Here is a 10,529-nt window from a genome sequence, read left to right on the forward strand (position 1 = left end):
GTCCGATCACAGCCGCCGGTTGTGGACACTGCTGGTGTTCATGATCTGGCACGGGCGAAGCCACGAGTCTCGAGGGCTGACAGCAGACGCCAAAGGGGCCGAACCCCGCGCGCGCCAGCGCGCCAAAAACACAGACCTTGTTGCCCTCCCCGCCCCCACCCCGTTGAATGCAAACCATGGCAGACAGCGCGGTCCGGGAGTTCGATATCTGTGTCGTGGGGCTGGGCCCCTCCGGCAGAGCCCTGGCCCACCGCGCCACCGTGGCCGGTCTGCGCGTCGCCGCCGTCGACCCCCGGCCCGACCGTCTGTGGCCGCCGACCTTCTCCTGCTGGATCGACGAGCTCCCGGATTGGTTGCCGCACAGTGTGATCGCGAGCCGCATTCCGGCGCCCGTCGTCTGGACGACCGCCGCGATCCGAATCGACCGGCCCTACTGCGTGCTGTCGAAACCGCTGCTGCGCGATGCGCTGCCGCTCGACGACGCCCGCGTGTACGCGGGACGGGCCACCCGGGTGGACGCGCATGAGGTCGAGTTGGCGGACGGCACGGTGATTCGCGCGGGAGTGGTGGTGGATTCGCGCGGTATGCCCACCCTCGGTGACCGGCGCGCGGCGAGCGCGCACGGCATCTTCGTGGCGGCGGAGACGGCGGCGCCGATGGTCGGTGCGGGTGAGGGGCTGCTGCTGGATTGGCGGCCGGAGAACGGCGCCGGCCCCGACGAGCCCCCGTCGTTCCTGTACGCGGTTCCACTGGGCGACGGCACGGTGATCTTCGAGGAGACCAGTCTGGGGTTGCGCGGCGGTATGCCGCAGCACGAGCTGCGCAGGCGCACCCTGGCGCGGCTGGCGGCCCATGGGATCGTGCTCACCGGGGAGGAACCGAGTGAGGCCGCCCACTACCCGTTGGACTCCCCGCCTCCGGCGAAGGGCGTGGGCCGGGTGGTGCCGTACGGGTCACGGGGCGGGATGATGCACCCCTGCACCGGCTACAGCGTCGCCGATTCGTTCGCACTGGCCGATACCGCGGTCGCCGCTGTCCAGCGGGGCGAGGACGCGGTCGCCGCGTTGTGGCCGTGGCAGGCCCGCCTCACCTACTGGATGCGGATGCGCGGGCTGTGGGGCCTGGGGCGCCTCACCACCGAACAGTCGATCGCGATGTTCGACTCGTTCTTCTCCGCGTCCCCACGGGGGCAGCGGGCTCTGCTCTCGGCCCACGACGATTACGCGGCCCTCGGCGCGGTGCTGGTCAACACCGTCTCCCGCACCTGGCCGTTCCGCTGGCGTTTCGACCTGGTCGGCTGGCGGAATCGCGACCGCTGGGTGGATTTCCCCTTCGCGCCCGCCGATAGTGAGCGGCGGGCGACGGAGCCTCAGCGGTAGGCGCTCAGCCGCCGGTCTCGGCGGCCTTCCGGTAACCGCGGACCGCGGGGTAGCCCAGCACGAGGATCACCCCGCCCACCCACAGCAGTGTGTCGATGAGCGGTTCGGCCACGGGGCCGCCGTAGGACAAACCCTTCATCGCCTCGATGGCGCAGCTCATCGGCTGGTTTTCCACGGTGGATCGCAGCCAGGACGGATACGCGAAGACCGGGACGAAACCGGAGTTGAAGAACAGCAGCAGGTTGGTGAGCAGGCCGACCACCTGAACCAGTAGCGCGCCTTCGGTGAAGGTGGCCACCGCGGTGATGAACACGGCGAAACCGATACCGAACAGGACCGGGATACCGATCAACGCCAGCGCCGCCCACGGGCCCTGACCGAATCGGAAGCCGAGCGCGAAACCCACCGCCAGGACGATCAGTGTGGTGATCAGCACCCGGATGGCCTCGGCCAGCAATCGTCCGGTGAGGCCCGCGGCGCGATGGATCGGCATGGTCCAGAACCGGCCGAGCAGACCGGTGGCCTTCTCGGTCTTGAAGCCCAGCGCGCTGACCACCGCACCGGTCATCGCCGCGACCAGCATGATCATCGGAACCGTGCCGTAGACCGCGGGCTTCCCGGTGAACGAGGAGATGGAGTCGTCGAGGACGATCCAGAACATCACCAGGGTGAGCGCGGGGTAGACGATCGTCTGGATGGTGGTCGCCGGATCGCGCAACCACGCGGTCAGCAGGCGTTGGCACTGGATCCAGCTGTGCACCGCCCAGACGACCGGGGATTTCTCGGATCGCGGATCGGCCCGCGGCAGTTCGAGCGCCGCGGCCCGCTCCCGGTTGCCGGGACCGGTGCGAACGGAAGAATCGATAACGCTCATGCCCGCCTCACACTCGCCCACACCGCGAACGGCACGAACAGCACCGCCAGCGCGATCAGCCAGATCAGGCCCACCCGCAGCACCTCCCAGGTCACACCGTCACCGGCCATATCGCGCATCGCGTAGGCGAACTGGGTGATGGGCTGGTTGCGCACGAACGGCCGGACCCATTCCGGAAAACCGGTCTCGGGGACGAAACCGCAGGACATCATGCCGAAGATCAGGGTCGGCAGGGTGAGCGCCTGACTGAGGGATTCCGGGCTCTTGGTGAGACTGCCCAGTCCGTCGGCGCCGATTGCCAGCACGGTGCCGACAGCGAGCGCGAACGCGCAGAATCCGATCGTCTGACCCCAGCCGGCGGTGAATTCGAAACCGATGATGTGCCCGTAGATCAGCGCGGCGGTCAGCGAGGTCACCGATCGGACCAGGCCCGCGGCGATCCGCGAGGTCAGCGGCACCAGGATGCCGATCGGCATGGTCTGCAGCCGGGTGCTGAAGCCGGTGAGTGCCTCGAAGGCGGCCAGCTGCGCATTGGACATCATGGTGAACGCCATCGTCTGCAACACCACGATCGGCATCACGAACTGGGCGTAATCGATGCCCTGGAACTGCATGACATAGCGCAGCGGCAGGTAGAAGCCGACTGTGAACACCAGGGGCGTGAGGATGGCAGCGATCAGTTCGCCCCGGGTCGCCATGGTCCAGATCACGCGGCCGGTCAGCGCTCGCCACTGGGCGAACGACGACACCCGGGTGCGCGGCAGTTCGGCGAACAGTTCGGCGGGGGCGAGGGCGGGCGCGCTCACGGGGTCTCCCCCGAGCCCTCGCCCTGGCCCGGTTGACCGGTGATCGACAGGAAGACATCGTCGAGCGAGGGTCGGCGCAGCCCGATATCGGCCAGCGCTATATCGGCGGCGTCCAGCCGCCGCAGGGCCTCGGCCAGCGTGGCGGCGCCCTCGGGGGCCGGAATCGAGAGCCGGTCGGCGTCGGCCAGTTCGGCCGACACCGCGGGCGGTACGAGTTCGCCCAGTGCCGCGGCGGCGCGGGCCAGCGCGCTCGGGTCCAGCGGAACCACCTCGCAGTAGCTACCGCCGGTTTTCTCCTTGAGTTCGTCGGCGGTGCCCTCGGCGATCACCGTGCCCTTGTCGATCACGATGATGTTGTCCGACAGGACATCGGCCTCTTCGAGGTACTGGGTGGTGAGCAGGACCGTGATGCCCTGTTCCTTCAGCGCGCCCACCAGATCCCAGACGCCCTGGCGGCTGCGGGGATCGAGACCGGTGGTGGGCTCGTCGAGGAATACGACCTCCGGCCGCACCACGAGCCCGCAGGCGATATCCACCCGGCGGCGCATGCCGCCGGAGTACTGGCGCACCGCGCGCCGGCCCGAGTCGACCAGATCGAATTCCGCGAGCAGGGTATCGGCGCGTTTGCGGGCCGCGGACCGGCTCAGGCCCATCAACCGGCCGAACAGCTCCAGGTTCTCCCGGCCCGTCAGGTTCTCGTCGAGAGCGGCGTACTGGCCGGTCATCATGATCGACCGGCGCACCCCCGCCGGGTTCTGGCGCACATCGTGACCCGCCACGACCGCGGTACCGGAATCCGGGCGCAGCAGCGTGGACAGGATCTTCACCGCGGTCGTCTTACCGGCGCCGTTGGGCCCCAGGATTCCCAGCACGGTGCCGCGGGCGGCGCGGAAACCGACCCCGCGCAGCGCGTGCACGTCCCCGAAGGATTTGGTGATGCCCTCGACCCGCACCGCGTCATCGGACACCGTCGAGGCCGGCGCGGCGGCCCGAGCGGGCGCCCCGTTCTCCGCCCCCCGGGTCGTGGTCTCGAGCCCGGACGGGCGGGTGCCCACCGACTCTGCCGGTGGGACATTGTCGCCGGCGGCTGTCCCGGCATCGTTCGAACTCGGCATCAACTCTCCACTATCGGCCGGACAAGTGTTGCGGGTGACCGGCGCATCGGTATCCCGCTGGATGATCCCTGGCGCCGGGCGCGATGTTACCGGCTGAGGTCACAGCCCCCGGCCCGCCGCCTTACCCCGAACCTCGACAGGATCAACTGTGCGTTTGCTCACAACACCGGGCCGATCCATTGTTTACCCTGGTCGGCGGCGCAAGGACAGTGCACGGGCAGTGCTGGTGCCTTGTCGGCCCGGTGTGCACCACCATAATCTGAATTTCATGGCCGATACCGCGCAGCCCGAGGTGGCGGCGCGTTCGGGAGGACCCGGCCGACCGAGCGTGCTCACGTCCCACGACCCCCGCACCGGGGAGATCGTCGGCACCTACCCCGTGGCCGGCCCGAGCGAGCTCGCCCGCGCCGTCGACACCGCACGATCCGTCGAGAACTGGTGGTCGACAGCGGGTTTCGGCACCCGTAAACGACTGCTGCTGGAGTGGAAACGCGTAATCGCGCGCCGGGCCGCGCAACTGGTGGACATCCTGCGCGAGGAGACCGGTAAACCCGAGGCCGATGCCGCCATCGAGGTCTGGCTCGCCGTGGAGAATCTGGACTGGGCGGCCCGCAACGCGGGCCGGGCACTGGGCCGGCGCGCTCTGGCCTCGAACTGGCTCACCCGCAACCAGCGCGCGTCGGTGGGATACCTGCCGCTCGGCGTCGTCGGAGTCCTGGGACCTTGGCAGAACCCGGTTTTCACGCCCATGGGGTCGATCGCCTACGCCATGGCCGCCGGAAACGCGGTGGTCTTCAAACCGCATGAGCTTACCAGCGGCACCGGCGCGTGGCTGGCGGAGACCTGGCGGGAGGTCGCGCCGGACAAACCGGTCCTGGTGGCCGTCACCGGCGACGACTCCACCACCGCCGCGCTGTGCCGGTCCGGCGTGGACAAGATCGCCTACGCCGGGCCCGAGGCACCGGGCCGCGAGGTGATCTCGCTCTGCGCTCAGACGATGACGCCGGTGGTCGTGGAAAGCTCCGGTAAGGGCGCCATGATCGTGCACGTCGATGCGAAACTCGACGACGCCGCCGAGGCCGCGGTGTTCGGATCCATGGCCGACGCCGGGCAGAACGCCACCGGGGTGCAACGAGCTTACGTCGCCGCGTCGGTCTACGACCAGTTCCTCGAGCTGGTGGTGGCGCGCGCGCAGGCGCTGCGTCCGGGTGGCGACAGGCGCGCGTCCTACGGGCCGATGATCCTCGAAACCCAGACCGAGGTGGTTCGCAAGCAGGTCCGCGACGCGCTGGCCCGCGGCGGGCGCGCGGTCGTCGGCGGTCTGGACTCGATCCGCGAACCCTATGTGGAGCCGATCGTGCTCGCGGATGTGCCGGAGGAGAGCATCGCCATCACCGAGGAGGGCATCGGACCGGTGCTCATCGTGAACAAGGTGCGCGATCTCGACGACGCCGTCACCCGCATCAACGACGCCCGGCGCGGTATCGCGGTCTCCGTGTTCACCCGCGATATCGCCGAGGTCGAGATCTACGCCGAACGGCTGCGCGCGGGCGTCGTCACCGTGAATACCGCGACCACCTACGCGAGCATCCCGGCGCTGCCGTTCGGTGGGGTCGGCGAATACGGTCAGGGCCACAGCCACGGTGTGCTGGGGCTGCGCGAGTTCAGCCGCACCCTCTCGATCACCCGCAACCGATACGGCGAACCGCTGGGCCTGTCCAGTTTCAACCGGAACCGGCGACGGCTGCGGATAGCCCGCACGGTGTTCCGGTTCCGCCACGGTTAGAACGGGCGCGCACGGGGGCGTGCCGAGGGCGGCAAACCGGCGCCCAACCGTCGGTTCAGCCCTCCCCGGACGTCCCGAGCAGGGTGGCCATCATGAGGGCGTGGACCCGGGCCATGTGTTCCGGGCGGGGGTCGAAACGGATCAGCCGGCCCACATCGATCACCTGGCCGATCGCCGAATGCACCCGGAACCGGGCCTCGATCGGATCACCGTCCAGCAGATTCGCCCATTCGTGCACGTTCTGCCGCTGGATGGCCCGCAGTTTGTGCTGCTCGGCCTGCGGCAGGTTCGGGAACTCCGCGTAATACACCGACATGATCTCGGGCATGGTGAAGCTGAGCCGCACATAGCGGTCGGCGATCTTGGCGACCGCGTCGGCGCGGCCGGTGGCCTCACCGAGCGCCTCGGTGATGGCGAAGGCGAGCCGTTCGCCGGTGCGGTGGAAGGCCGCCGCCAGCAGATCGGATTTACTGCTGAAGTACCGGTACACGCTGGAGGCGTTGATGCCGACCGCCGCGCCGATCTCCTCGATACTGGCCTCGTGATAGCCGCGGCGGCCGAATATGCGGATCGCCTCGGTGAGCAACTGCTCCCGCTTCGAGGTCACCGGCAGGCCGCGCGGCTGGTCGTCCGGCACCCCGGCCGCGGGTGCGGGTGGCAGTTCGGCGCGGACGATGGACCATGCCATATCGCGCAGCAGCGGCAGCAGTTTCGCGCTGGACAGCGCGGTGCGATGCGCGGAGATACTGCCGATCACGCTGAGCACCGCGGCGGCCAGCAGCGCGACGTCCTCCGCGCGCGCATCGGGGCGCAGGTCCGCGATGGGCGTCGCGAAGGTGTTGTTGATCTCGTTGTAGAGCGTGCGGATCCGGGCCCGGTCGGGCTGCTCCAGATAGCGGCCCTCCCACCGATACAGCCCGGCTTCCCGCCGGATCTCGATGGTGTGCTCGGCCACCGCCCGGATCAGTCCGTCCAGCCGTTCGTCGGCGCTCGCCGCACGATCGTCACCGGACCGGGCCGCCTCGAGCAGCTGTGTGGCACCCTCTTCGGCCGCGGCGACCAGCAACGCGTACTTGTTGGCGAAATGACGGTAGAGAGCCGGGCCGGAGATCCCCACCTCGGCGGCGATCTCGTCCACCCCCACCGGGTAATATCCGCGCTCACTGAAGGCCCGGGCCGCCGCGCGCATGATCTGCACCTTACGGTCCTTGGGCCGGCGCCTCCCGTTCTGGCCGTTGCCACGGTCGGCGGGACGAAGGCGCACCGGGTCGGCCCGGCTGCTATCCGCGACCATGCATTCTCCGTTCGCCTCGGCGGCGCCGCCGGTGTTGACAGCGCCCGACAAGTCAACCTAAGTTAACCACAATTCGCAACGTTAACCGCTATTCGCAGTACGGTTGGCACCGGACAGCACCCGATGGAGCGCGCATGGTCAACACCGATTCCCCCACTCCCACCACACAGCCGTCCGGTTTCGCTGCCGTGCACGACGGCCGGGTGCTGCGGGTGACGCTCACCAAGCCCAAGCGGAAGAACGCCATCGACTACGACACCATGGTCGCGCTCGGTGACACCTTCCTGGCCGCGGCCGAGGACAAAACCGTACGCGTCGTGGTGCTCACCGGGGAAGGCGGCGATTTCTGCACCGGCGCAGACCTCGCCGCCGGCGCCGCCGAAGGCTCCCGCGGGATCACCCCCGATATGGTCATGGACGCCGCCAACCGCCTGGTCCGCGCGATCGCCGACCTTCCGGTACCGGTGATCGCCCGCATCCAGGGCGCGACCGCCGGAGTCGGTGTCGGGATCGCCCTCGCCGCCGACCTGGTCTACGCCCAGGCCGACTCCTACCTGCTGCTGGCGTTCGTCAATATCGGCCTGATGCCCGACGGCGGCGCCGCCGCACTCGTCGCCGCCGCGGCAGGCCGCCCCCTGGCCGCCCGCATGGCCCTGCTCGGCGAACGCCTCCCCGCCACCGTCGCCCGCGACGAGGGCCTGTTCGCCGACGTCCTGGCCACCCCCGAGGATCTGGACGCCGCCGTCGAGGCCGCCGCCGCCAAGATCTCCCACGGCCCCCGCCGCGCCCTGGAGCTCACCAAGAAGGCCCTCAACCGCGCCACCCTCACCGCCCTGGACACCGCCCTGGCCGAAGAGAAGGCCGGCCAGATCGAACTCCTCCAGTCCCCCGACTTCTTCGAAGGCGCCGCCGCCATGCTCGGCAAACGCAAAGCCACCTTCGCCGACTAGCCGCAGTTGCCCGGGCCGGGCGGGCCGGGGCCGGAGTTGCACAGCAACCTTTCGTCCCGAATGATCATCGGGTCGAAAGGTTCCGCCGAAGATGCAGGTACTCAGCCGCCGCGCGCTCAACCGGGCCACCCTGGAGCGACAGCTGCTGCTGCGTCGCAGCGACCTACCGGTCGCCGACGCGGTGGAACATCTGGTCGGGATCCAGGCACAGACCCCGCACAGCTGGTACGTGGGCCTGTGGTCACGCTTGGCCGGATTCGTTCCCGGCCGCGCGGCCGACCTCCTCACCGACCGGGCCCTGATCCGGGTCGCCCTGATGCGATCGACCATCCACCTGGTGACCCCGCGCGACGCACGCGCGCTACGTCCGCTGATCCAGCCGGTGCTCGATCGTGACCTGTACCGCAACCACACACACGGCAAGCCCGTGGCGGGTATCGATATGGCCGGGCTGGTCGCCGACGGGATCGAACTGCTCGCGCCCAGGCCGCTGACCAACAGACAACTCGGGGAACTGCTGGGCCCGCGCTGGCCGGGTCGCGTCCCCGCCTCGCTGGTCTACGCGATCCGCAACCAGGTACCGCTGGTCCAGGTGCCACCGCGCGGTATCTGGGGCCGCAGCGGGCCGATCGCCCACACCACCCTCGATGCGTGGCTCGGGCCGGCCGACCCCCGCCCGTTTTCGCTCGAGCAGATGGTCCTGCGCTACCTGACCGCCTTCGGACCGGCCGAGGTGAAGGATGTGCAGATGTGGTCGGGACTGACCCGGCTGAGCGAAATCGTCCAGACCATGCGGCCGGATCTGGCGGTTTTCACAGACGAGGACGGGCGGGAACTGTTCGATCTGCCCGACGCCCCGCGCCCCGATCCCGATACACCGGCGCCACCCCGGTTCCTCTACGACTTCGACAACCTGTTGCTCTCGCATGCGGACCGGAGCCGGGTGCTCACCGAGGCATACCGCCGACAGGGCTACCGCACCCGGCGCGCTGCTCCGCTTCACCGATCCCGGCGCGGAGATCGCCGATATCGTCTTCGCCGCCCCGGGTCGCGGGATCTGAACCGAGAACAGGTACGAAAACGCCCGTGCCGGGCGGCACGTGGCCGCCCGGCACGGGCGTGAGCAGAACGGGCGGGACTAGATTCCCAGACCACCGGCCAGGACCGGCCAGGAAGCCTTGAACTCGTCCTCCCAGTAACCCCAGGAGTGGGTTCCCGTGTCCCGGAAGTTGAACGTCGCCGGGATGCCCAGCGAGTCCAGGCGGTTCTTCAGGTTGTGGGTGCAGAAATTGGTACCCGCCTCGATCACACCGCCGACCAGGATCTGGTTGGCCAGGCCGTAGGAGCCGGGGAGGGTGTGCGGGCCGTTGAGGGTGTCCCAGCGGCCGGGGAGGCCGTTACCGGTGGAGACGTAGAGGTCGACACCGCGCAGTGCTTCGGCGTTGACGTACGGGTCGTTCTTGACCCATTCCTCGGAGCCCTGCGGACCCCACATGTTCTCGGTATCGGCGCCGCCCCAGGTTTCGACGGTGAGGCGCACGAATTCCGAGCCGACCGGGTCACTGGTCTGGGCGCAGCCGCTGTAGGCGGCGGCCGCCTTGTAGAGACCCGGTTTGGCGATGGGCAGCGCCAGCACCGTGGTGCCGGAGGTGGACAGGCCGGCGATGGCGTTGACGCCGTTGGTGCCGAGGGCGCCGTCGACCAGCGGGGGAAGTTCTTCGGTGAAGAAGGTCTTCCACTTGTTGCGGCCGCCCAGCGCCGGCTCGTCCTTGATCCAGTCCGTGTAGTACGTCCAGCTGCCGCCGATGGGCTGCACCACGTTGACGTTCTTGTCGGACAAGAAGTCCAGGGTGTTGGTCTGCGCCTGCCAGGACGCCGAGTCCTCGCCGCCACCGGCACCGTTGAGCAGGTACAGGGTGGGGCGGGGCTCGGAGGCGTCGGCCGGGCGTTGCACGTCGACGGTGATATCCCGGTCCATGGCCGTGGAGTGGACGTAGAGCCGCAGGCTGCGGTCGTCCTTGTACTCGGCTTTGACGATGCGTGATCCGTCGGGTGCCGTGGGGTCGGCCAGCAGCGTCTTGGATTCGATGATCGGATCGGCCGCGGCGGTACTACCGCCGAGCCCCGTCATCACTCCGGTGAGCACCGCTGTGGCCGCGACCATCGCCGCGGCGCGCCTTCCGCCACGCCGGGTGAGTCGACGTATCAATTTCGCACCTTCGCTTCGTCTCGAATTTTCATTCGGGCTCCGTCCGCTACGAACCGGCCCCCGGGCCCGAACGCCTCACAGTATCCGGGCGCGAGTCACCGCGCCCCGGGTGTTCC

Annotated in this window: 9 protein-coding genes; 4 read left to right on the top strand and 5 right to left on the bottom strand. The window is 69.2% G+C overall.

Features of this window, described 5'->3' with window-relative positions:
• Positions 1–176 precede the first annotated feature (176 nt).
• Positions 177–1,379 (top strand): lycopene cyclase family protein, encoded by a 1,203-nt coding sequence (locus AB0F41_RS11345; RefSeq protein WP_357422684.1) that lies wholly within the window; start codon positions 177–179, stop codon positions 1,377–1,379.
• 4 nt (positions 1,380–1,383) lie between these two features.
• On the opposite strand, the gene AB0F41_RS11350 is transcribed toward AB0F41_RS11345, so the two are convergent.
• The 3 genes from AB0F41_RS11350 to AB0F41_RS11360 are packed head-to-tail and all read right to left on the bottom strand — an operon-like array spanning position 1,384 to position 4,174.
• Positions 1,384–2,253, bottom strand: a complete 870-nt coding sequence (locus tag AB0F41_RS11350; RefSeq protein ID WP_357422685.1) for an ABC transporter permease — start codon at positions 2,251–2,253, stop codon at positions 1,384–1,386.
• Positions 2,250–3,059, bottom strand: coding sequence for an ABC transporter permease (locus tag AB0F41_RS11355; protein ID WP_357422686.1), 810 nt, complete (start codon positions 3,057–3,059; stop codon positions 2,250–2,252). Before AB0F41_RS11355 ends, AB0F41_RS11350 begins: the two co-directional genes overlap by 4 nt.
• A complete protein-coding gene (locus AB0F41_RS11360; RefSeq protein WP_357422687.1) occupies positions 3,056–4,174 on the bottom strand; it encodes an ATP-binding cassette domain-containing protein in 1,119 nt (372 codons plus the stop codon). Before AB0F41_RS11360 ends, AB0F41_RS11355 begins: the two co-directional genes overlap by 4 nt.
• 268 nt (positions 4,175–4,442) lie before the next feature.
• Between AB0F41_RS11360 and AB0F41_RS11365 the strand changes: the two genes are divergently transcribed.
• On the top strand, positions 4,443–5,960 hold the full coding sequence (locus AB0F41_RS11365) for an aldehyde dehydrogenase family protein (RefSeq protein WP_357422688.1): 1,518 nt from the start codon (positions 4,443–4,445) through the stop codon (positions 5,958–5,960).
• A 55-nt stretch (positions 5,961–6,015) separates the two neighbouring features.
• On the opposite strand, the gene AB0F41_RS11370 is transcribed toward AB0F41_RS11365, so the two are convergent.
• Positions 6,016–7,254: a TetR family transcriptional regulator gene (locus tag AB0F41_RS11370; protein ID WP_357422689.1), complete on the bottom strand. Its 1,239-nt coding sequence runs from the start codon at positions 7,252–7,254 to the stop codon at positions 6,016–6,018.
• Positions 7,255–7,388: 134 nt separating this feature from the next.
• Here AB0F41_RS11370 and AB0F41_RS11375 point away from each other — a divergent pair, with 134 nt between their 5' ends.
• Both AB0F41_RS11375 and AB0F41_RS11380 read left to right on the top strand, forming a co-directional pair.
• Positions 7,389–8,204, top strand: coding sequence for an enoyl-CoA hydratase-related protein (locus AB0F41_RS11375; protein ID WP_357422690.1), 816 nt, complete (start codon positions 7,389–7,391; stop codon positions 8,202–8,204).
• 91 nt (positions 8,205–8,295) lie between these two features.
• Positions 8,296–9,327 (top strand): winged helix DNA-binding domain-containing protein, encoded by a 1,032-nt coding sequence (locus AB0F41_RS11380; RefSeq protein WP_357422691.1) that lies wholly within the window; start codon positions 8,296–8,298, stop codon positions 9,325–9,327.
• Between the two features lie 15 nt (positions 9,328–9,342).
• Here AB0F41_RS11380 and AB0F41_RS11385 read toward each other — a convergent pair whose 3' ends face one another.
• The gene (locus AB0F41_RS11385; RefSeq protein WP_357422692.1) at positions 9,343–10,368 is read right to left on the bottom strand and encodes an alpha/beta hydrolase family protein; all 1,026 of its coding nucleotides are present in this window, start codon (positions 10,366–10,368) and stop codon (positions 9,343–9,345) included.
• Positions 10,369–10,529 lie beyond the last annotated feature (161 nt).

It is taken from the genome of Nocardia sp. NPDC024068 (assembly GCF_040638875.1).
In the GTDB taxonomy this organism is placed as follows: Bacteria; Actinomycetota; Actinomycetes; order Mycobacteriales; family Mycobacteriaceae; genus Nocardia.

Bases quoted from the DNA above. Each gene is read 5' to 3' on its own strand.
- AB0F41_RS11360 (WP_357422687.1), bottom strand. From the start codon at position 4,174: ATGCCGAGTTCGAACGATGCCGGGACAGCCGCCGGCGACAATGTCCCA.
- AB0F41_RS11350 (WP_357422685.1), bottom strand. From the start codon at position 2,253: ATGAGCGTTATCGATTCTTCCGTTCGCACCGGTCCCGGCAACCGGGAG.
- AB0F41_RS11385 (WP_357422692.1), bottom strand. From the start codon at position 10,368: ATGGTCGCGGCCACAGCGGTGCTCACCGGAGTGATGACGGGGCTCGGC.
- AB0F41_RS11375 (WP_357422690.1), top strand. From the start codon at position 7,389: ATGGTCAACACCGATTCCCCCACTCCCACCACACAGCCGTCCGGTTTC.
- AB0F41_RS11345 (WP_357422684.1), top strand. From the start codon at position 177: ATGGCAGACAGCGCGGTCCGGGAGTTCGATATCTGTGTCGTGGGGCTG.
- AB0F41_RS11365 (WP_357422688.1), top strand. From the start codon at position 4,443: ATGGCCGATACCGCGCAGCCCGAGGTGGCGGCGCGTTCGGGAGGACCC.
- AB0F41_RS11380 (WP_357422691.1), top strand. From the start codon at position 8,296: ATGCAGGTACTCAGCCGCCGCGCGCTCAACCGGGCCACCCTGGAGCGA.
- AB0F41_RS11370 (WP_357422689.1), bottom strand. From the start codon at position 7,254: ATGGTCGCGGATAGCAGCCGGGCCGACCCGGTGCGCCTTCGTCCCGCC.